Source organism: Tabrizicola sp., from assembly GCF_030373185.1.
In the GTDB taxonomy this organism is placed as follows: Bacteria; Pseudomonadota; Alphaproteobacteria; order Rhodobacterales; family Rhodobacteraceae; genus Tabrizicola.
The window spans coordinates 284,741-304,631 of the sequence record NZ_JAUCZH010000003.1; the positions used below are offsets into that span (position 1 = coordinate 284,741).

General features: G+C 61.9%; 18 protein-coding genes and 2 tRNA genes. 12 read left to right on the forward strand and 8 right to left on the reverse strand.

The genetic code is table 11. The features are described from left to right. Nucleotides 1-158 precede the first annotated feature (158 nt). From dnaA to gyrB, 5 genes are all read left to right on the forward strand, one after another. Nucleotides 159-1,517, forward strand: coding sequence for a chromosomal replication initiator protein DnaA (gene dnaA, locus QUV21_RS08035; protein ID WP_300854110.1), 1,359 nt, complete (start codon nucleotides 159-161; stop codon nucleotides 1,515-1,517). Between the two features lie 119 nt (nucleotides 1,518-1,636). Next, nucleotides 1,637-2,755, forward strand: coding sequence for a DNA polymerase III subunit beta (gene dnaN / locus QUV21_RS08040; protein ID WP_300854111.1), 1,119 nt, complete (start codon nucleotides 1,637-1,639; stop codon nucleotides 2,753-2,755). 35 nt (nucleotides 2,756-2,790) lie between these two features. Then, entirely contained in the window at nucleotides 2,791-3,888 is a 1,098-nt protein-coding gene (gene recF, locus QUV21_RS08045; RefSeq protein WP_300854113.1) for a DNA replication/repair protein RecF, read from the forward strand. A 20-nt stretch (nucleotides 3,889-3,908) separates the two neighbouring features. Next, a complete protein-coding gene (locus tag QUV21_RS08050) occupies nucleotides 3,909-4,529 on the forward strand; it encodes a LysE family translocator (RefSeq protein WP_300854114.1) in 621 nt (206 codons plus the stop codon). An 81-nt stretch (nucleotides 4,530-4,610) separates the two neighbouring features. Then, nucleotides 4,611-7,061, forward strand: a complete 2,451-nt coding sequence (gene gyrB / locus QUV21_RS08055) for a DNA topoisomerase (ATP-hydrolyzing) subunit B (RefSeq protein WP_300854115.1) — start codon at nucleotides 4,611-4,613, stop codon at nucleotides 7,059-7,061. Here the strand turns inward: gyrB and QUV21_RS08060 are convergent. Both QUV21_RS08060 and QUV21_RS08065 read right to left on the reverse strand, forming a co-directional pair. After that, nucleotides 7,058-7,633: a dimethylsulfonioproprionate lyase family protein gene (locus QUV21_RS08060; RefSeq protein ID WP_300854116.1), complete on the reverse strand. Its 576-nt coding sequence runs from the start codon at nucleotides 7,631-7,633 to the stop codon at nucleotides 7,058-7,060. The two genes, gyrB and QUV21_RS08060, sit on opposite strands and share 4 nt — an antisense overlap. 17 nt (nucleotides 7,634-7,650) lie before the next feature. After that, a tRNA-Arg gene (locus QUV21_RS08065) sits at nucleotides 7,651-7,726 on the reverse strand. Between the two features lie 280 nt (nucleotides 7,727-8,006). Here QUV21_RS08065 and QUV21_RS08070 point away from each other — a divergent pair. After that, on the forward strand, nucleotides 8,007-9,026 hold the full coding sequence (locus QUV21_RS08070) for a LacI family DNA-binding transcriptional regulator (protein ID WP_300854117.1): 1,020 nt from the start codon (nucleotides 8,007-8,009) through the stop codon (nucleotides 9,024-9,026). A 34-nt stretch (nucleotides 9,027-9,060) separates the two neighbouring features. Here the strand turns inward: QUV21_RS08070 and QUV21_RS08075 are convergent, their stop codons facing one another. The 3 genes from QUV21_RS08075 to dapF form a co-directional block, all read right to left on the reverse strand. After that, the gene (locus tag QUV21_RS08075; protein ID WP_300854118.1) at nucleotides 9,061-9,471 is read right to left on the reverse strand and encodes a c-type cytochrome; all 411 of its coding nucleotides are present in this window, start codon (nucleotides 9,469-9,471) and stop codon (nucleotides 9,061-9,063) included. Nucleotides 9,472-9,561: 90 nt separating this feature from the next. Further along, nucleotides 9,562-10,812 carry a tRNA (N(6)-L-threonylcarbamoyladenosine(37)-C(2))-methylthiotransferase MtaB gene (mtaB, locus tag QUV21_RS08080; protein ID WP_300854120.1) on the reverse strand — a complete coding sequence of 417 codons (1,251 nt, stop codon included), beginning with the start codon at nucleotides 10,810-10,812 and terminating at the stop codon, nucleotides 9,562-9,564. Continuing rightward, complete coding sequence (gene dapF / locus QUV21_RS08085) at nucleotides 10,809-11,648, reverse strand: diaminopimelate epimerase (RefSeq protein ID WP_300854121.1); 840 nt, start codon at nucleotides 11,646-11,648, stop codon at nucleotides 10,809-10,811. The genes mtaB and dapF overlap by 4 nt, the downstream gene beginning before the upstream one ends. A gap of 95 nt (nucleotides 11,649-11,743) precedes the next feature. On the opposite strand from dapF, the gene QUV21_RS08090 reads away from it, so the two are divergent. Continuing rightward, nucleotides 11,744-11,819 (forward strand) — tRNA-Lys (locus QUV21_RS08090). A gap of 44 nt (nucleotides 11,820-11,863) precedes the next feature. On the opposite strand, the gene QUV21_RS08095 is transcribed toward QUV21_RS08090, so the two are convergent. Together QUV21_RS08095 and QUV21_RS08100 are read right to left on the reverse strand one after the other, a co-directional pair. Then, complete coding sequence (locus tag QUV21_RS08095) at nucleotides 11,864-12,568, reverse strand: hypothetical protein (RefSeq protein WP_300854122.1); 705 nt, start codon at nucleotides 12,566-12,568, stop codon at nucleotides 11,864-11,866. Further along, the gene (locus tag QUV21_RS08100) at nucleotides 12,540-12,824 is read right to left on the reverse strand and encodes a hypothetical protein (RefSeq protein WP_300854123.1); all 285 of its coding nucleotides are present in this window, start codon (nucleotides 12,822-12,824) and stop codon (nucleotides 12,540-12,542) included. Before QUV21_RS08100 ends, QUV21_RS08095 begins: the two co-directional genes overlap by 29 nt. Before the next feature lie 243 nt (nucleotides 12,825-13,067). On the opposite strand from QUV21_RS08100, the gene QUV21_RS08105 reads away from it, so the two are divergent. The 3 genes from QUV21_RS08105 to QUV21_RS08115 all read left to right on the forward strand — a co-directional run bounded on the left by QUV21_RS08105 (nucleotide 13,068) and on the right by QUV21_RS08115 (nucleotide 15,515). Further along, a complete protein-coding gene (locus tag QUV21_RS08105; RefSeq protein ID WP_300854124.1) occupies nucleotides 13,068-13,541 on the forward strand; it encodes a hypothetical protein in 474 nt (157 codons plus the stop codon). Nucleotides 13,542-13,672: 131 nt separating this feature from the next. Continuing rightward, a complete protein-coding gene (locus QUV21_RS08110) occupies nucleotides 13,673-14,305 on the forward strand; it encodes a ribonuclease HII (protein WP_300854125.1) in 633 nt (210 codons plus the stop codon). An 88-nt stretch (nucleotides 14,306-14,393) separates the two neighbouring features. Further along, nucleotides 14,394-15,515, forward strand: a complete 1,122-nt coding sequence (locus QUV21_RS08115; protein WP_300854126.1) for a site-specific DNA-methyltransferase — start codon at nucleotides 14,394-14,396, stop codon at nucleotides 15,513-15,515. A 97-nt stretch (nucleotides 15,516-15,612) separates the two neighbouring features. On the opposite strand, the gene QUV21_RS08120 is transcribed toward QUV21_RS08115, so the two are convergent. After that, nucleotides 15,613-17,214: a hypothetical protein gene (locus QUV21_RS08120; protein ID WP_300854127.1), complete on the reverse strand. Its 1,602-nt coding sequence runs from the start codon at nucleotides 17,212-17,214 to the stop codon at nucleotides 15,613-15,615. A 454-nt stretch (nucleotides 17,215-17,668) separates the two neighbouring features. Here QUV21_RS08120 and QUV21_RS08125 point away from each other — a divergent pair, with 454 nt between their 5' ends. Beyond that, nucleotides 17,669-18,346: a DUF2062 domain-containing protein gene (locus QUV21_RS08125; protein WP_300854128.1), complete on the forward strand. Its 678-nt coding sequence runs from the start codon at nucleotides 17,669-17,671 to the stop codon at nucleotides 18,344-18,346. Then, nucleotides 18,343-19,887, forward strand: a complete 1,545-nt coding sequence (locus tag QUV21_RS08130) for an acetolactate synthase large subunit (RefSeq protein WP_300854129.1) — start codon at nucleotides 18,343-18,345, stop codon at nucleotides 19,885-19,887. Before QUV21_RS08125 ends, QUV21_RS08130 begins: the two co-directional genes overlap by 4 nt. Nucleotides 19,888-19,891: the final 4 nt, after the last annotated feature.

Below are 19,891 nucleotides of genomic sequence, written 5' to 3' on the forward strand. Positions count from 1 at the left end.
CAGGCCCTCTGTGTTCTGTCCCCTGCAAGAACCGCGTTGCCCGATTGCCTGTTGCTCAGGCAGCGGCGGCTCTTGGTCGGGGTGGTTCGTCCGGTGGATAGGCAGTGGACGGTCCGCGGCGTTTCCGCAGGCTCAGGGATATTGGCAGGTCAGGAAGAATGACGAACGAAACTTGGGGTCAGGTCCGGGAAGAGCTGATCAAACGCGTTGGCAAGAACAATTATGTCACCTGGATCGAGCCTCTGAAGCTGTCGCTGTTCAAGAATGGCGTCGCCCAGTTCGAGGTTCCGACGATATTTTTCGGCGATTGGGTCCAGCGCAACTATGCCGACCACATCCGCGCCCAACTGGCGAGCGCCGGTGCGCAGGTTGATCGTGTCGAGTTTGCCGTGGGCGCACCTTCGCAAATGGCTGCTCCGGCAGTGAAGAAGGCCACTTCCAGACCGGTGCGGACCCGCGCGACTACGGACGAAGATCTGCCGGGCGCACCCTTGGACACCCGTTTCACCTTTGACAGCTTCATCGTCGGCAAGCCGAATGAACTGGCCCACGCCGCCGCCCGGCGGGTGGCTGAAGGCGGGCCGGTCACGTTCAACCCGCTTTTCCTTTATGGCGGGGTTGGGCTTGGCAAGACCCACCTGATGCACGCCATCGCGCATGAATTGCACATGCGCCGCCCCGAGCTGCGGGTGCTCTATCTGTCTGCCGAGCAATTCATGTATCGTTTCGTGCAGGCGCTGCGCGAACGACAGGTCATGGATTTCAAGGAGCTTTTCCGGTCGGTCGATGTGCTGATGGTAGATGACGTGCAGTTCATCGCGGGAAAGGACTCCACGCAAGAGGAATTCTTCCATACTTTCAATGCCCTGGTAGACCAGAACAAGCAGATTGTCATTTCCGCCGACCGCGCCCCCGGCGAGATCAAGGATCTTGAGGAACGCATCAAGTCGCGTCTGCAATGTGGCCTTGTCGTCGATCTGCATCCGACGGATTACGAACTTCGGCTGGGAATCCTTCAGCAGAAGGTGGAGTATTACCGCTCGCAATATCGGGGGCTGGTGCTGGCCGATGGCGTGCTGGAGTTTCTGGCACATCGCATCACTTCCAACGTTCGTATTCTGGAAGGTGCGCTGACCCGGCTTTTTGCCTTTGCGTCGCTGGTCGGGCGGGAAATCACCCTGGATTTGGCCCAGGACTGCCTAGCAGACATTCTTCGGTCTTCTGACCGCAAGCTGTCAATCGAGGAAATCCAGCGGAAAGTGGCAGAACACTACAACATCCGCCTGTCTGACATGATCGGCCCGAAGCGCCTGCGCAACATCGCGCGGCCGCGCCAAGTTGCGATGTATCTTGCCAAGCAACTGACCCCGCGCAGCCTGCCAGAGATCGGTCGGCGCTTTGGTGGTCGCGATCACACAACCATCATGCATGGCGTGCGCAAGATCGAGGAACTGATGTCCACCGACAGCCAGCTTTCCGACGATCTGCAACTTCTGCGCCGTCTCTTGCAGGGCTAAGGGCCGGGGTGGCCTTGACGGCCCCCGGAAACCTCCGCACAGTCGCTTGAAATGCTTGTGATCCGGCGGAAACCGGGTAAATTCGGCGTCCCTTCAGGGGGTCTGCAGAGGGAAGTCAGATGAAGCTCAGCATCGAACGCGCGGTCTTGCTCAAGGCACTGGCGCAGGCACAATCGGTGGTGGAACGCCGCAATACCATTCCGATCCTCGCCAATGTGCTGATCGAGGCGGAAGGATCGATGGTGTCCTTCCGGGCGACCGACCTGGATATCGAGGTTGTGGACCGCGCTCATGCGATGGTCGAGCGCCCCGGGGCAACCACGGTGTCAGCCGTGATGCTGCATGAAATCATTCGCAAACTGCCGGATGGCGCGCTGGTAAACCTGACGGAAGACGCCGCCGCTGGCCGCCTGACCATCGCGGCCGGCCGGTCGACCTTCAGCCTTGCCACATTGCCGAAGGAAGATTTTCCGGTCATGGCGACCAGTGAGTATTCGTCAAACTTTTCGGCCAAGGCGGCAGAGTTGCGGCGGCTGTTCGACAAGGCCAAATTCGCGATCTCGACTGAGGAAACCCGCTATTACCTGAACGGCGTCTATATGCACGTCTCTCAGGGTGAAAGCGGCAAGGTCTTGCGCTGCGTTGCCACCGATGGCCACCGCCTAGCCCGCATTGACGCGCCTCTGCCCGAAGGGGCCGACGGCATGCCCGGAGTGATCGTGCCGCGCAAGACCGTAGGGGAGCTGCGTAAACTGCTGGATGACGATGACGCCACGATTGCAGTTTCGGTTTCCGAAACGAAAGTTCGCTTTGCGACACCGGCGATCACACTGACTTCAAAGGTCATCGACGGGACATTCCCGGATTACACCCGCGTTATCCCCACCGGCAACACAAAGCGGCTGGAAGTGGACGCGTCAGAATTTGCCAAAGCCGTGGACCGTGTGGCAACCGTGTCTTCGGAACGGTCCCGCGCGGTGAAACTGTCGCTGGACGAGGATCGGCTGATCCTGTCGGTCAACTCCCCGGATTCCGGCGCAGCCGAGGAAGAACTTGCCGTCGCCTATGCCGACGAACGGCTGGAAATTGGCTTCAACGCGAAATACCTGCTGGAAATCGCCAGCCAGGTGGACCGGGAGAATGCCGTTTTCCTGTTCAACTCCTCGGCTGATCCCACATTGATGCGCGAAGGAAATGATACCTCTGCGGTCTATGTGGTCATGCCGATGCGGGTCTGACCGGCCACAAGCACCCGAACCGAAAGGGAAATCTTGTGGGCGGTCTGGTGATCGAAACCCTCGCCCTGTCGCATTTCCGCAGCCACCGGGCCGCGCGGCTTGTGCTTGATGGCCGGCCTGTTGCCTTGGTTGGCCCGAATGGTGCGGGAAAGACCAATGTGCTTGAGGCGGTGTCGCTGCTGTCTCCCGGCCGTGGTTTGCGCCGGGCCGCTGCGGATGATCTTGCCCGGCGGCCTGAAGCGCTGGGCTGGAAGATTTCCGCTGCGGTTCAGGGCTTGTCGGCAGCGCATGAGATCGAGACATGGGCGGAACCGGGCGAGTCCCGGCAGGTTCGCATTGACGGCAAGGCCGCTACGCAGGCAAGCCTTGGCCGGGTGCTGCGCATTCTCTGGCTGGTTCCCGCCATGGACCGGCTGTGGATCGAGGCCGCCGAGGGCCGGCGCCGGTTCCTTGATCGCATGACGCTGTCCTTCGCGCCGGATCAAGCTGAACTATCGCTCACATACGAAAAGGCGATGCGCGACCGCAACCGGTTGATCCGGGATCAGGTGACCGATCCGCACTGGTATGCCGCGCTGGAAACGCAGATGGCCGAGGCCGGGCAACAGATTACCGCCAACCGCCGCGCAGCACTTGCCCGCATTGCCGAGGCCGTTAATCCCGATAGCGCCTTTCCTTCGACCGATCTTGCGCTTATCGGCCCCGACGGCGCGGACGAGCCCGAGAACCTTGCCGCAGCGCTGGCCGAGGGCAGGCGCCGTGACATTGCCGCCGGGCGCACGCTGGTTGGCCCACACCGCGCCGATCTGGCCGCCCGTTACGCTGCCAAGGGTGTGGCGGCGGACCAGTGTTCGACCGGTGAACAGAAGGCGCTGCTCATCAGCCTGATCCTTGCAAACGCTCGCGCCCTTGCACAGGATCTTGGTCGCGCGCCCATTCTGCTGCTGGATGAAGTGGCTGCCCACCTTGACGCTGCCCGCCGCGCCGCCCTCTATGACGAAATCTGCGCGCTTGGGGCGCAAGCCTTGATGACCGGAACCGATCTGGACCTGTTTGACGCACTCGGCCAACGTGGCCAGCGGCTTGCCGTGCGGGACGATGGAGCCGGGACAGCCATCCGTGCAGTCGAATGAATATCCGCTGGAATATATGAATGACCGTTTCTTTATATCAGCTCGCACTTTACGCTTGGGGCATGGCCGCACTCTGGGCGGTTCCGGGGCCGGTCTGGGTGGCGCTGACTGCGCGTTCCCTTGCCTTTGGTTTCCGGGGCGCATGGCCGCTGGCCATCGGCGTCGCGCTTGGGGATCTGATCTGGCCGCTAACGGCCATTTTCGGACTGACCTGGATCCTGTCGCTTTATGGCGACTTCCTGTCTTTGCTGCGCTGGGTTGCGGCTGCGGTGTTCCTGCTTATGGGCATGCTGCTGATCCGCAAGCCGACCGAAAAGCTTGACAGCGACAGCCGGATGACCCGGCCAGGGGCCTTGGCTGGATTCGGCGTAGGTGTGGCCGCCGTGATCGGCAACCCGAAGGCGATCCTGTTCTACATGGGCGTCTTGCCCGGTTTCTTCGACCTGTCGCGCGTAACCGTGCCGGATATTTCTGTCATCCTGCTGATCTCGGCGCTTGTTCCAATGCTTGGGAACCTCGGTCTTGCATGGTTCCTTGACCGCGCCCGCAGGCTGCTTTCCAGTCCCGAGGCGATGCGGCGGCTGAACATAGTCTCGGGTATCCTGCTCATCGGCGTTGCCTTGGCCATTCCCTTCGTCTGACCACCAAATCTTGTGGCCAAGGGGTGACATTCCCGGCCCAAACCGCTATAAATCGCGGGCAACGATTAGGGTTCCCCGCGCATGGCTGACCAGCCCAAGAACATGGCCGAATACGGCGCTGATTCCATCAAGGTTCTCAAAGGGTTGGAGGCGGTTCGCAAGCGCCCCGGCATGTATATCGGCGATACCGATGACGGCTCTGGCCTGCATCACATGGTCTATGAGGTCGTGGATAACGGGATCGACGAAGCGCTGGCTGGTCACGCCACCGCCGTGACAGTGAAGATTCACGCCGATGACTCGGTTTCGGTGCGCGACAATGGTCGTGGTATCCCGGTCGACATTCATCAGGAAGAAGGCGTGTCGGCGGCCGAGGTCATCATGACCCAGCTGCACGCGGGCGGGAAATTCAACAACACGGATGAGGGTGGCAACGCCTACAAGGTCTCAGGCGGTCTGCACGGTGTTGGCGTTTCCGTGGTGAACGCCCTGTCGGAATGGCTGGAGCTGACCGTCTGGCGCAACGATACCGAATATCGCGCCCGGTTCGAACATGGCGAATGCGTAGAACATGTCCACCCCGTTGGCCCTGCGCCAGGGATGCGCGGGACTGAAGTGCGCTTCCTTGCCTCGGCCAAGACGAACATTCCCGAAGGAACGTTCAGCAATCTCGATTACAGCTTCAAGACGCTGGAACACCGGCTGCGGGAACTGGCTTTCCTGAACTCGGGCGTCCGCATCATCATCGAAGACGAACGCCATGCGGAACCGGAGCGGGTGGAGCTGTTCTACGAAGGCGGTGTGCGCGAATTCGTGAAATATATCGACCGGTCAAAGTCCGGCGTGATGCCAGAGCCGATCTACATGATCGGTGAGCGGAACGGGATTGGCGTTGAAGTGGCGATGTGGTGGAACGACAGCTACCACGAAACCGTACTTCCGTTCACAAACAACATTCCGCAGCGGGATGGCGGCACCCATATGGCCGGTTTCCGGGGCGCTTTGACCCGGACGATCACCAACTACGCCCAGACGTCGGGCATCGCAAAGCGCGAAAAGATTGATTTCACCGGCGATGACGCGCGCGAAGGTCTGACCTGCGTTCTGTCTGTGAAGGTGCCGGATCCAAAATTTTCCAGCCAGACCAAGGACAAGCTGGTATCGTCCGAAGTCCGCCCTGCGGTTGAGAACCTTGTGGCCGAAAAGCTGGCGGAATGGTTTGAGGAAAACCCCGCCCACGCCCGGTCCATCGTCGGCAAGATCATCGAAGCTGCGATGGCCCGCGAGGCCGCTCGCAAGGCGCGTGAACTGACCCGCCGCAAGACTGCGCTGGACGTGGCAAGCCTTCCCGGCAAGCTGGCTGATTGTCAGGAGCGCGACCCGGCAAAGTCGGAAATCTTCCTTGTCGAGGGTGACAGCGCGGGCGGGTCCGCCAAACAGGGCCGCAGCCGGTCCAATCAGGCGGTGCTGCCCCTGCGCGGCAAGATTCTGAACGTGGAACGCGCCCGTTTCGACCGGATGCTGGGCAGCCAGGAGATCGGCACGCTGATTACCGCGCTTGGCACCGGGATCGGTCGGGATGAATTCGACATCAAGAAACTGCGCTACCACAAGGTTGTCATCATGACGGATGCCGACGTGGACGGCGCGCATATCCGCACGCTTTTGCTGACCTTCTTCTTCCGCCAGATGCCGCAACTGATTGAAGGCGGCTATCTCTACATCGCCCAGCCGCCACTCTACAAAGTCGCGCGAGGCAAGTCCGAGGTCTACCTGAAGGATCAGGCGGCGCTGGAAGATTACCTTGTCGAGATGGGCCTGGAAGGCGCGGTCTTGCGCCTTGCCGACGGCACCGAGATTGCCGGGAACGACCTTGCCCGCGTGATCGAAGGTGCACGGCAGTTCCGCCGGGTGCTGGATGCGTTCCCGACCCATTACCCCCGCGCAATCCTTGAACAGGCCGCGCTTGCCGGGGCTTTTGATCCGGGCAACGCCGATGCCGACCTGCAACTGGTTGCCGATACGGTGGCCAAGCGGCTGAACCTTGTGGCCGCCGAATACGAACGCGGCTGGACCGGGCGTATCACGCAAGATCACGGCATCCGCCTGTCGCGTGTTCTGCGCGGCGTGGAAGAACTGCGCACCCTTGATGGTGCCGTCCTGCGGTCCGGCGAGGCGCGCAAGCTGTCACAAACCGCAGCCCAGACCCGCGACATCTACCGCGACACCGCCCGCCTTGTCCGCAAGGAACGTGAACAGCTGATCCATGGCCCTATCGACCTGCTCAAATCCATTCTGGCCGAGGGCGAGAAGGGGCTTTCCCTGCAACGCTACAAGGGCTTGGGCGAAATGAACCCCAGCCAGCTTTGGGAAACCACGCTCGACCCCGAGGCGCGCACGTTGTTGCAGGTCAAGGTCGATGATCTGGCCGAAGCTGACGACATCTTCTCGAAACTGATGGGTGATGTTGTGGAGCCGCGGCGGGAATTCATTCAGGCCAACGCATTGAGCGTGGAGAACCTCGACTTCTAAAGCGGCAGAAACCACAGCGCCAGAAATGGCCCCACGCCGGACCTCATGGCGTGGGCAATGCCCGGCGGGTTGTAGATGGCGCCCGTGGGGCCGGGGTCGGACCAGTCCATTTCGGCATTCCACCATTCGCCCGGGGTCAGGGACAGGTAAACCTCTTCTGGCGCGTGGTGGTGGTCCACATACTGCACGCCGGGCGCCATCACGGTGACGCCGACCCACAGGTCATCGCGCGCCTCAAGCCCGCCCGGCCCAAGGATCACGGCATTGGCGTGTCCGTTCCAGAACGTTTGTTCATTAATGTCTGCCGACCCACGCCGGGTCCAGCGCAGATGCCTTTCAATCCGCCCAAAGGTAGCCGCCAGACCCGACCTCGGTCCATCGGCCGCAAGCTTCAGTGCAGGGGCAATCCAGTCGCACACCGGCAAACGCGCGGCCTCTACGCCCGAACCGCCTGCCACAGCCCAGCGGTCGATAACTGTCTCTGCCGCTTGTGCTGCCGCACCAGTGGTTGACGCCCGCAGCGCAAGGCCCGAGGCATCCAGAAACGCTTGAACTTCAGGCTTTCGGATCATGTCGCACCAGATCAGGCTGGTGACCCCGGATGGATTCGAACCATCGACCTGCCGCTTAGGAGGCGGCCGCTCTATCCCCTGAGCTACGGAGCCCCAAAAAGAACCTTGGCCCCTTCAATGCGTCGAAATGCGTCGCATGGCAACAGCCGGAAACTCAAGGAACAAAAGAAAAGGGGGAGCAAGTTTTGGCCCACTACTCCCCCTCCGGTCCGTCGCGTCCGGGTTGAGAGCTTGGAGGACACGCAGGATATGGCCAGCTTCGGGCAAGCGCCCAGCGGCTGTTAGCGGTAACAGTAGCAGATGAATGCACCTTGGACAAGCACGACCTTTGGCGCTAACAAAGGGTATTCCCAGACCGCGCCGGAACTGTCCATTGACCAAACCGATCCCTGACCCGCGCCACACCCTGACTCTTCGCGATGTCTCCGAAGCCTCGGGCGTCTCGGAAATGACGGTCTCTCGCGTCCTGCGCAATCGGGGCGATGTTGCCGCCCCGACCCGTGAAAAGGTGTTGGAGGCGGCCCGGACGCTGGGCTACGTCCCAAACAAGATCGCTGGAGCCCTCGCGTCACAACGCGTCAACCTTGTGGGCGTCGTGATCCCGTCACTCTCGAACATGGTTTTCCCCGAAGTCATGACCGGTATCTCGTCGGTTCTTGACGGCACCGGCCTGCAACCGGTTGTCGGTGTCACGAATTACCTGCCCGACCGCGAAGAATCGGTCATCTATGAAATGCTGTCTTGGCGGCCCTCGGGGATGATCATCGCCGGGCTGGAACACACCGAAGCTGCGCGCGCAATGTTGGGCCGCGCCGGGATCCCGATTGTCGAGATCATGGATATCGACGGTGATCCGATCGACCACGCGGTCGGCATCTCTCATCGCCGCGCAGGCCGCCAGATGGCCGAGGCGATAATCACAGCCGGCTACCGCCGCATTGCGTTTCTTGGCACGCAAATGCCCAATGACCACCGGGCGCGAAAGCGGCTCCAGGGGTTTGAAGAGGCGTTGGGCAAAGCCGGGCTGACGCTGGTTGACCGGGAATTCTATTCTGGCGGGTCAGCACTTCTTAAGGGGCGCGAGATGACCGCCGCCGTCCTCGCCCGGTCCCCTGATGTCGATTTTCTGTATTATTCCAATGATATGATCGGTGCCGGTGGCCTGCTTTGGTGCCTTGCCCAAGGTCTTGACGTCCCCGGTCGGATTGGCCTTGCAGGGTTCAACGGGGTAGAGTTGTTGGACGGCCTGCCCCGGAAGCTTGCTACGATGGATGCCTGCCGGTTGGAAATCGGGAAGAAGGCCGCTGAAATCATCGCCGGCAAGGCGATGCCGGGCGAGAAAGTGGAACTGTTTCCGACACTTCAGGCTGGTGATACAATCCGGGGCAGGTGACGCCCGCAAGATTGCGGTCCTGCGGGCGCTTTGATCATTGCTGGATCGATTGAATATAGGTTGCAAGAGAAAGCAGCCGGCCGCGCACTTCCAGTACGCCGCCATAGGGGCCGGCGGAATCACCGATCTGGTCCGAAAACACCCGGCCCCAGACTGGCATGGCCCCACCATGCGCCCGCACCCCGGTTCGCCCATCAATGATCTGCAACACCTCCAGCATCGGGAACACGCCGTCATTGTTGCGGGCCAGCAGCGTCAGATTGGGTGACGGAATGTTCACCACATCGGCCATGTCGCCATCCCCAAGACCTGCCGCCCCGTGGCAGGCCGAACAATAGTCAGTGTAAAGCTGTGCGCCAATATCGGCTTGCTGCGCCGCAGCCGAAACGGCTGATAATGAGCTTGCAAGCAGGACGGACGTCAGAACCTTGCTCAACTGCATCATGAATGCTCCCTGATTTGCGGATCCGTCGAATCAGGCTAGGGCATTGGAAGGCGGCGATCATTGATTGTCGTCATCAGGAAGGGCGCGCGGTCAGACCAACAGCTGCGCGCCGCCCTGACCAAGGATGGTGACCTCCAGAATGGTCCCTTCGGGCTGATCGGTGCCAAAGGCAACCTCGACGAATCCTTCGGTCCGACCGACCCTGGGGCCTTCGGTCAAGACGCGATGCACCCGCCCGACCTGGGACGCCAGATGTGCCTGCAGGGCGGCATCACCAACGGCGCGCAATCGTGCCGCGCGATCCTTGATCTCTGGTCCGCGAACCTGAGGCATCCGGGCGGCGGGGGTTCCCTTGCGCGGCGAATAGGGGAAGACATGCAGGAAGGTCAGGCCGCAATCCTGCACCAGTTGCAGCGACTGCTGGAACATCGCCTCGGTTTCGGTCGGAAAGCCAGCTATGATGTCGGCCCCGAACACCATGTCGGGCCGCAAACGGCGGGCGTCCTCGCAAAAACGGATGGCATCATCGCGCAGATGGCGGCGTTTCATCCGTTTCAGAATGAGGTCATCCCCGGCCTGCAAGGACAGGTGCAGGTGCGGCATCAGGCGTGGCTCGTTCGCTATCGCCTCCATCAAGGCCGGGTCCGCTTCGATGCTGTCGATGGAACTGATCCGCAGGCGCGGGATCGACGTCAGCTTCAGGATGCGGCGCACAAGGTCGCCAAGGCGCGGGGTGGCAGGCAGGTCGGCCCCCCATGAGGTAAGGTCCACCCCGGTCAGCACCACCTCGTTGAAGCCACGGTCGGCAAGGCGCTGGATCTGTTCGATCACGACCCCGGCGGGGACAGACCGCGAATTGCCCCGCCCGTAGGGGATGATGCAGAAGGTGCAGCGATGGTCGCAGCCATTCTGGATCTGCACATAGGCCCGGTGCCGCCCGAATCCGTCGATCAGGTGGCCCGCGGTTTCCCGGACCGACATGATGTCATCCACCTGCACCCGTTCGGTCACGCCGATCAGGTCTGGTGTGGCAATGCCAGCCCAGGTTTCGGCCTGCATCTTTTCGTGGTTACCCACGACGCGGGCCACTTCGGGCATGGCGGCAAAGGTTTCGGGCTCGGTCTGCGCGGCGCAGCCTGTCACGATGATCGCCGACCCGGGGTTTTCGCGCGACAGGCGGCGGATTTCCTGCTTGGCCTTCCTGACCGCCTCGGCGGTCACGGCGCAGGTGTTCACGATCACCGCATCCGAAAGGCCAGCGGCGGCGGCCAGTTCTTTCATCGCCTCCGTCTCATAAGCATTCAGACGGCAGCCAAGCGTGGCAAAAACCGGGGCGTTCATCTGTGCGCCGCGACATAGTCGGGCGACAGAACCCCGTCGAAGACCCGCGCAACGGGGCCGGTCAGCCAGACGCCATCATCGCGCCAGTCCACCTCCAGGAGCCCGCCATCAACCTCGATCGCGACGCGGGTGCCGATCATCCCGCGCAGGTGGGCAGCGACAGCGGTAGCGCAGGCACCCGACCCGCAGGCAAGCGTGATGCCGGTGCCACGTTCCCAGACCCGCATGCGCAGGCGGCAGGGCGATATCAGCGAGGCAAATTCAACATTGGTGCGCTGCGGAAACAGCGGGTCATTCTCGATTCGGGGGCCGAGGGTCGCAAGGTCCATGGCCTCGGCGTCCGGCACGAAATGCACGCAATGGGGGTTGCCCATGCCCACGGCCACCGGATCGCCCGGCAGCGGCAGATGCAGGGTATCCACCGCCTCCGCCAGCGGGATCGACTGCCAGTCAAGCTGCGGCTGCCCCATGTTCACCGCCACCCGGCCATCGGCAAGCCGCTCGGCCCGCAGACCCCCGCGCGCGGTGGTCAGGCTGACCCGATCCGCCGCCAGACCCTGCATCACATAATCCGCCACGCAGCGGGTGGCATTGCCGCAAGCGCCTGCCTGCGTGCCGTCGCTGTTCCAGAACACCAGCCCGAAATCGGCCCCTTCGGCGTCGGTAATTTCGGCCAGCTGGTCAAAGCCCACGCCGCGGTTCCGGTCACCAAGGGCGCGCGCCAGCCCAGCCGTCATAACCGCCCCGCCCCCGCGCGAGTCGATTACCACGAAGTCATTGCCTGCGCCGTGCATTTTCATGAACGGCAGGCCGATTGGCGCTGCGCTGTCCTTCATGAAGCGGCATATACGCCCAGCCGACCGGTTTTGCCAGAGCTGCACGTTTTTGCCCTTGACCCCCGGGGCGGGCTTGCCTAATCACGCGCCTCGTGGGGCCGGTAGCTCAGTTGGTAGAGCAGCTGACTTTTAATCAGCGGGTCACAGGTTCGAATCCTGTCCGGCTCACCACCACAACAGAATGCCCGGGCCGCAAGGTCCGGGCATTCTGCGTTTCATATCATCCGGATCGTGTCTTTGCCCACGGCCAGCACATAGCCGCGCCGGGCAATGGTCTTGACCAGAAGTTCCGACACCAGCTGGTTGCCCAATGTGTCGCGCAGGCGCTTGACGCGGGTGGCACCGGCGGCCTCGTCGCAATCGGCCTCGTTGCGGCCAGAGATCACGGCTTCGATCTGCGCGCCGGTCAACACTTCATCGTCCATTCGCGCTTCGGCAAGGACGGAAAGCGTTTCCAGCGCCGCTTCGGTCAGGGCGAACTCCAGATCGTTGATATAGACCGCCCGCGCCTCGCGGCTGATCATCAGGCTGGCCACCTGAATACCTGACCGCTGGATGGCCGAGATGCGACGGTTCAAGGCGATGATGGTCACCAGAAACACCAGCGTCGCGATCAGGAGGGCGGTGGAAAAGATGAGAAGCACGAAGATCACGGAACGATAGCTTGTCAGCACCTCAGAGAATGAAGTGCCTGACTGGGCAAGAATTTCCAGCAGCTTGATCTCGGCCCCGGTGTTCAGATTGTCGTTCTCTACGAAAATCCGTTCGACCTTGGCGTTGAAAGCGTTGGCGTCAGGCAGGTTCAGGAACAGGAACAAGGCCGCGCCCAAGAGGATCAGGACGATAGCGGCGATACCGAAGGCAACCACGCGGTTGCCGGCCTTGAGGCTTTCAGTAACGGAGGAAATAGGCTCCGGCACTCGCTTTCCTTTCTTCAAGGCCTTCGGGGCCGAATGTGGACAGAACGTTCAGCAACGTCCAGCCATCGGCCGCCAGCCTTGGCGACAATTCGCTTTCGGCAGCACCTGCGGAACAGTTCGCGTCCGACACCTGCGCCACACCGTAATGCAGCTTGAGTGGTTCGTCACGCTTGGCCTTGTAGTCCGCATAGCATTCCGCAGCGGCCGGCCCGGCCAGCATCAGGGAAAGCGCGGTGGTGGCAAGAATTCTTTTCATTGTCCGTCTCCGGATGGGAGGCTGCTCGATTACCACAGAAGAATGCGCGCGGGCAGTATGATATTCAATATCAAGGCGGTTTTCCCGGGGATGTTATCCGATAGCAAGGCATCGGCGGGGCGCGGTTATGGCCTAACGGGGTGGCGTTATTGCTTACGTCCAGAACCGGGGAGCAAGGTTGGCTATCGGCACCGCAGGCAACAATGCAGCGGGTAGTCAGGACCAACCTTGCAGGAGGCAGCCATGTCCACCGGATACAAGAGCACATCAGTCCGTATCGCATCCCGCGGAATCGCCGAAAGCGGCACTTCGGGACGCAGCTTTGCAGCGGCCCTCACCGGCGGAGCGCTGGTGCTGGCGCTGGTCCTTGGGGCGGCTATGCCCGCCAAGGCCGACAAAAAGGACGATCTGGCCAAGGCCGTGATCGCAGCGCTGGTCGTCGGCACGATTATCCACGAACTCAAGGACAAGCCGAAAGCGGTTCCGCTGAAGCCTGAACCGGTCAAGCAAAAGCGTGTGCCAGCGGTTTGCGCCATCTCGATCGATGGGGCGCAGCGCTCGGTCAGCCTGTATTCGGAAAGTTGTCTGCGCCGCGAAGGCTTCAATCATCGCCTGCCGCGCGGCTGCGCCAGCAATGCGCGCATCTTTGGCCGCGATGACCGGGTTTATTCGGCGCAATGTCTGCGAGACGCGGGCTTCCGTCTTTACGGGCGCTAGGATTCTTGAGCCGCCGAGGTGGCCCAGGCTTGGGCGGGGAAGCCCTTGAGCCCCGCTCATTCCGGGGGACGGAAGGGTGAGCAGCTTCCGTCCCCCTTTTTCAACTCTTCATTCCGGGTTAACCCGGTCTCATGGTCAGGATCATCCCCGATTTCAGCTTCGAGACCTCTGCCCTCGCCGCAGGCGCCAGCTTTGTCGTTGGCGTCGATGAGGTGGGCCGCGGGCCACTTGCCGGGCCGGTAACCGCCTGCGCCGTTCGTCTGGACCCCCACCGTATTCCCGAAGGCCTGCGCGATTCAAAGGCCCTGACTGCCGCACGGCGGGAAATACTGTGCGCCGAGATCACCGCCATGGCCAAGGTGAGCATCGCCCACGCCAGTGTCGAGGAAATCGATACTCTGAATATCCTGCGCGCCAGCCATCTGGCGATGGAACGGGCGGTGGCCGGGCTTCGGGCAGATCACGCACTGATCGACGGCAACCTGATCCCACGCGGCCTTGCCTGCGCGGCGACCGCCATCGTCAAGGGCGACGCGAGATGCCTGTCCATTGCGGCGGCCTCGATCGTGGCGAAGGTGACACGCGACCGGATCATGGTGGATTTGGCGCAACAGCACCCCGGCTATGGCTGGGAGGTCAATGCCGGATACCCGACAAAGGCGCATCTGGCGGCGCTGCAAAATCTAGGCGTAACCCCTTGGCATAGGCGTTCGTTCAAGCCCGTCCACAACATATTGTATCAAGAGAATTCTATAACCTACTGATTCAAAAAAGAATTTGACGGCGAATCGCCAGTGACTCATGCTTTGGCACAAGATCGGCACACAAACGATGCCGACGCAGAGGCAGAATATGGCGACGAAAACGGCTCCGGTGGCGGCAACGCTGCCGCTCAATCAGATCATGGCAGGCGACTGCGTCGAGGTGATGAACAGCCTTCCGGCGGGCAGCGTTGACCTGATTTTCGCTGACCCTCCCTACAACCTTCAGCTTCGGGGTGATCTGCATCGTCCCGACAATTCCAAGGTTGACGCGGTGGATGACCACTGGGACCAGTTTTCCAGCTTCGCGGCCTATGACAGCTTTACCCGCGACTGGCTGGCAGCGGCGAAGCGCCTGCTGAAGCCGAATGGGGCGATCTGGGTGATCGGCAGCTATCACAACATCTTCCGGCTTGGGTCGGTGTTGCAGGATCAGGGCTTCTGGCTTTTGAACGACGTCGTCTGGCGCAAATCGAACCCGATGCCGAACTTCAAGGGCAAGCGGCTGACCAACGCGCATGAAACGCTGATCTGGGCCAGCCGGGATGAATCGTCGAAATACACCTTCAACTACGAGGCGCTGAAGGCCTTGAACGACGGTATCCAGATGCGTTCGGACTGGGTGCTGCCGATCTGCACCGGGCATGAGCGTCTGAAGGACGAAAACGGCGACAAGGCGCACCCGACGCAAAAGCCGGAAAGCCTGCTGCACCGGATCATGGTGGCGACGACAAATGCCGGCGATGTGGTGCTGGACCCGTTCTTCGGCACCGGCACCACGGGGGCCGTGGCCAAGATGCTGGGCCGTGATTTCATCGGGATCGAACGCGAAGAGGCTTACCGCCGCGCCGCCACCGCCCGGATCGACCGTGTGCGCCGCTTTGATGCCAGCGCGCTGGAAATCACCGGGTCGAAACGTGCCGAACCCCGCGTTCCCTTCGGTCAGGTCGTCGAACGCGGCATGCTGCGCCCGGGTGAGGAACTGTTCAGCCTTGGCAACCGCTACAAGGCCAAGGTCCGCGCCGATGGCACGCTGATTGGCAATGATGTGAAGGGCTCGATCCATCAGGTCGGCGCCGCTCTGGAAGGTGCGCCAAGCTGCAACGGGTGGACCTACTGGCACTTCAAGCGTGACGGCAAGATGGTGCCGATCGACATTCTGCGCCAGCAGATCCGCGCCGAGATGGAGGCTGACAACAGCCGCGCCCACTGACCCCACGGAATTGATCACGCCTGTCCCCGGGACCGCCCCGGGGACAACTGCCCCGCCGTGACATCACGGCGGGGTTTTTTCGATCTGCCTACCCGGATCAGGGGTTTCGCAGAAAGTAGATGTATCGCTTGCTTGAGCCGAATTCCTGATAGTCTTCGAAAACCCCAGCCCAAGCAGGATCTTCCGACATGAATCCAAGCCAGTCGAACCTTGGTTCATCAAAGTACTCAGAGTCGCGATCAATGATCAGAAGCTCAGGTTCGAAGGCGATCATGTCGGCAATGTTTTCCGACCGGTTACGGTCGGCGATCGCACGGAGTGTTGCGCAGGTCGCAGCTTCTTTCGTGCAGTCAGTGCGCGCAAGGCGGTTGAGAGCGCCGGGGACAAGCCAGTTTGCCGGATAGCGGCTGATCCATTTGGCACCGGTTTCAAGCGCGACCGGGGGGCCAGCAAAAATGTGTGGCGTCAATACCATGAGGCTTTTGAATCCGCCCAGACTCTCGCCCACTCGTGAGATTTGATCGACCGAGTAGTTGCGATGAAAGCCTTGGCTGATCGACAGACCCATGACCCCGGCGGCCGCCACAGCGGCGGCAGCAGCAAGCGGTCCCAGTTGTTTGCTGTTCAACAAGATCCAGAAACAGCCCATGAGGCCGAAGGACAGGAACGGGATCATGTGATAGTCGAAACCCTTGGTTTGCAGCACATACGTCAGCAGACCGGCCAGCGAGAGGGTCGCGAACGGGGTTGGTTCGATGCGGCCCTTGCGATTCATCAGTGCGATCAGCACGGGCAACAGCAGGAAGATGGTCTCATGAAGAGCGATGCCCAGTACTGTGGGCAGGTCAGCGTCATAGGCACCATAGACCATCCGTGCGATCGGGACGATTTCCGACAGATAGGCAGGATGCGCAATCGCGACAAAGCCGACATATGCCAATCCGATTACCAGAAACGTCAGGTTCGCAGTGGACAGGATCGGTCGGAGCGACCGGCTCTTGATCGATCGGGCTACCGTCAGGGCAAGTGGAAACAGCACAAAATGGGGCTTGAGGCAAACCCCCAGCGCGGCAATCGCGGCCGCTGCAATTTCCTGCCGTGGCGCTGCGACCCGCTCCGGGATCTGCCTTAGCAGCCATGGCATCATCAACACCACGAGAAGATATTCACGCTGACCGATGCTGTCCAACGAAGGCACGATGATGGCGGTGGCGATCGCAACAAGCAGAAGCGACTGGCGCAAAGGTGACAGTCCGAACTCTGCCCGGATGATACAGGCGCACCAGATCAGGCAAAGAAATAGCACTACCCAGATAACAGCATATTGCCCATTCGGGTCACTGAGACCGAAAAGATCGGCGACCACTATGGCAGGTGCCGTGAAGTAAAAGTTCAAGGGTGGATTGATCTCCATGATGACCTCATAGAGCGCCGCGCCACCCAGCCAATCGCGGGTGGCAACCAGATACCAGGCGACGTCGTTGGTAAGCGGGCGCTCCCAGAACAGGACACCCATCGCCAATACCACTGCTGCCGAGATCGCAATCCCCCGCCAGTGCAAGTGGACGTCGGCGAAAGCGCTCGGGTAAACCCGAAGCCGCATCGCACGGTAGATGGCGACCGGCAGCAATAGCGCCACCGCAAGGATCGCGACCCAGAAGCCAGGGCCAAGAGTTGAGGTTGCGAACCAGCCGGTCATGCGCGGGGCGCCAGAGCCATCGGGGTCAGTCGCCGCACTGGCAACTGGCCGAGGATATTCTGAAAGTCGATCTCAAGCCGAGCAATTCCCGCCTCAAGGGTCATGAACCATACTCCGACGCTGCCGCATGTCTAAGCTGGCATGAGAGCGTTTCCAGAAAGGCAAGAATATGACCTTTCGACGAAGATTGGGAGGAATTCGAAGCCACGCGGTCAAGCCCGCAATCGTGGTACAGCGGGATGGCTGGCCCGATCTGCGTTGTTCTGGCTGACACGTCCCGTTCTGATCCGGCTGCCGCCCTTTTCCTGCCGATCATCTGCTGGCCTGCTGCGGCAGGGCGCGGGTCATGTGCCGGAACTGCATCACCAAGGCTTTCACCCCCAATACGCCCCGCCTCTTGTTGATCCGGGGCAGGATGTTTCCTATCCATGACGTTCCTTGAACCGGAGAAGAGATGGTCTTTCGGCGTCGCAAGAAGTTGGGCCTGTCGCAAAGGCTGCGGGCGGCGCTGCTTCCGCAGGGTGGCTGGCGGCGCGCCTTTTCCTACATGCGTCACCGGGTGACCCGAATTCCCGATGCGCCGCACCGGATTGCCCGAGGTGTGGCCTGCGGCATCCTTGCGTCTTTCACGCCGCTGTTCGGGCTGCATTTCTTTCTTGCGGTCTTTCTGGCATGGATGGTGCGCGGCAATGTGATTGCTGCCCTGATCGGCACGGCGGCGGGCAATCCGCTGACCTTTCCCTTCATTGCGCTTCTGTCGCTGGACCTTGGCCACAGCCTCCTTGGCACAAGGGCCGATGCGGTGCCTATCACCCAGATCATGACCACCTTCGGGCAGGCCGGGGATGAGATCTTCCGCAATGTCCGCGCCATCTTCAACACTGACGAATTCCGCTGGGAGCGGCTGGAGAGGTTCTTTCAGAGGGTCTTTCTGCCCTATCTCGTGGGCGGGCTCGGCCCCGGTCTGGTGGCAGCTTTCGTCGGATACTGGCTTAGCCTGCCTGCCTTGCATGGCTATCAAAAGCTGCGTGCTGCCCGACGCGAGGCGCGCACGCGCCGCAAGACGGAAGGCAAGGCGGACCGCAAGGCCAAGTCTCAGGCGCTGGTCGCAGAAAAGGAAGAACACGAATGAATGGTGCGGAAACTCTGGTCAAAACCCTGCTTGCAAGCGGCGTGCGGGTCTGTTTCGCCAATCCCGGCACGTCCGAGATGCATTTCGTGGCAGCACTGGACCGCCACCCTGACATGCGCTGCATCCTCAGCCTGTTCGAAGGTGGCGTGTCGGGCGCGGCGGACGGCTACTTCCGCATGAGCGGTGAGCTCGCGGCCACGCTTCTGCATCTGGCCCCCGGCTTCGGCAACGCCTTCGCCAACCTGCACAACGCCCGCAAGGCGCAAAGCGGGGTGGTCAATATCATGGGCGACCACGCCGATTATCACCTGCGCTTCGAGGCGCCCTTGAAGGGGGATACGGTCGGGATCAGCCAGTCGGTTTCGCACTGGACCCGGGTCTGTTCCGAACCGGGGCGGGTGGCAAGCGACGGGGCCGATGCGGTGCAGGCGGCTAGGGCGAAGAATGGCCAGATTGCCACGCTGATCCTGCCGGCCAACATGGCCTGGGACGCGGCTGAAGGCCATGCGACCGCCCCGCCCCCGCCACCCTTGCAGCGCCCCTCGGACGCCGAGATTGCGGCAGCCGCCCGCGCGCTGCGCTTGCCCGGTGCCGTTTTTCTGGTCGATGGGCCGGTGCTGTGGTCCGACCTTGGGCTTCTGGCCAGACGGATGACCAAGGCGGCTGGGGCGCGGCTGATGCAGCCCTTCTTTGCCGCGCGCTTTCGGCGTGGCGCGGGGGCGGTGAAGATCGAACGCATGGCTTACCGGATCGAGGACAACCTGACGCTTCTGCAAGGCGCCCCGGCGCTTGTCCTGTGCGGCACGACGCGGCCTGCGGGGTTCTTTGCCTATCCCGGCAAGCCCTCGACCCCCGATGATCCTGACACGCGGCTGATTGATCTTTGCACCCGCGAGATGGACATCGAGTGGACCCTGCGCGCCCTTGCGGCGGAACTGGGAGAGTCGGAACTGGACGAAGGCGATTTCGTTCCCCTCGATCTGCCCGCCTTGCCCGAAGGCGCATTGACCGTGGCCAAGGTGGGCGAGGCGGTCGCGACCCTGATGCCGGAGAATGCGGTGGTCGTGGATGAGGGGATCTCGGCCAGCTATCACCTTGCCCCCGGCCTGAAACGGGCGCGCGGGCATGATGTGCTGACGATAACCGGGGGCTCCATCGGCTTTGGCCTGCCGAACGCGGTGGGCGCTGCGGTGGCCTGCCCGGACCGCAAGGTCGTGGTGCTGGAAGGTGACGGGTCGGGGATGTACACGCTGCAATCGCTGTGGACCATGGCGCGCGAAGGGCTGGACGTGACCGTCGTGATCTTCGCCAACCGGGGCTATCAGATCCTGCGCGATGAACTCGCGGCCGTAGGGGTCCGCGATGTTGGCCGCAACATTGCCCGCATGTTCGATGTCGAACAGCCGACGCTGGACTGGGTGGCGCTGGCGCGTGGGCATGGGGTTGATGCGGTGCGGGTGGCCGATATGGCCGGCTTCATCGCGGCCTTTGCCGAGGCAATGGCGCAGAAAGGACCAAGATTGATCGAGGTGGTGTGCTGACGCC

What these genes read in the sequence shown, in the direction of transcription:
- QUV21_RS08105 (WP_300854124.1), top strand. Translation starts at nt 13,068, where the DNA reads ATGTCCACCGGATACAAGAGCACATCAGTCCGTATCGCATCCCGCGGA.
- dapF (WP_300854121.1), bottom strand. Translation starts at nt 11,648, where the DNA reads ATGAAGGACAGCGCAGCGCCAATCGGCCTGCCGTTCATGAAAATGCAC.
- QUV21_RS08130 (WP_300854129.1), top strand. Translation starts at nt 18,343, where the DNA reads ATGAATGGTGCGGAAACTCTGGTCAAAACCCTGCTTGCAAGCGGCGTG.
- gyrB (WP_300854115.1), top strand. Translation starts at nt 4,611, where the DNA reads ATGGCTGACCAGCCCAAGAACATGGCCGAATACGGCGCTGATTCCATC.
- QUV21_RS08075 (WP_300854118.1), bottom strand. Translation starts at nt 9,471, where the DNA reads ATGATGCAGTTGAGCAAGGTTCTGACGTCCGTCCTGCTTGCAAGCTCA.
- mtaB (WP_300854120.1), bottom strand. Translation starts at nt 10,812, where the DNA reads ATGAACGCCCCGGTTTTTGCCACGCTTGGCTGCCGTCTGAATGCTTAT.
- QUV21_RS08115 (WP_300854126.1), top strand. Translation starts at nt 14,394, where the DNA reads ATGGCGACGAAAACGGCTCCGGTGGCGGCAACGCTGCCGCTCAATCAG.
- dnaN (WP_300854111.1), top strand. Translation starts at nt 1,637, where the DNA reads ATGAAGCTCAGCATCGAACGCGCGGTCTTGCTCAAGGCACTGGCGCAG.
- QUV21_RS08050 (WP_300854114.1), top strand. Translation starts at nt 3,909, where the DNA reads ATGACCGTTTCTTTATATCAGCTCGCACTTTACGCTTGGGGCATGGCC.
- QUV21_RS08110 (WP_300854125.1), top strand. Translation starts at nt 13,673, where the DNA reads ATGGTCAGGATCATCCCCGATTTCAGCTTCGAGACCTCTGCCCTCGCC.
- QUV21_RS08060 (WP_300854116.1), bottom strand. Translation starts at nt 7,633, where the DNA reads ATGATCCGAAAGCCTGAAGTTCAAGCGTTTCTGGATGCCTCGGGCCTT.
- QUV21_RS08120 (WP_300854127.1), bottom strand. Translation starts at nt 17,214, where the DNA reads ATGACCGGCTGGTTCGCAACCTCAACTCTTGGCCCTGGCTTCTGGGTC.
- dnaA (WP_300854110.1), top strand. Translation starts at nt 159, where the DNA reads ATGACGAACGAAACTTGGGGTCAGGTCCGGGAAGAGCTGATCAAACGC.
- QUV21_RS08100 (WP_300854123.1), bottom strand. Translation starts at nt 12,824, where the DNA reads ATGAAAAGAATTCTTGCCACCACCGCGCTTTCCCTGATGCTGGCCGGG.
- QUV21_RS08125 (WP_300854128.1), top strand. Translation starts at nt 17,669, where the DNA reads ATGGTCTTTCGGCGTCGCAAGAAGTTGGGCCTGTCGCAAAGGCTGCGG.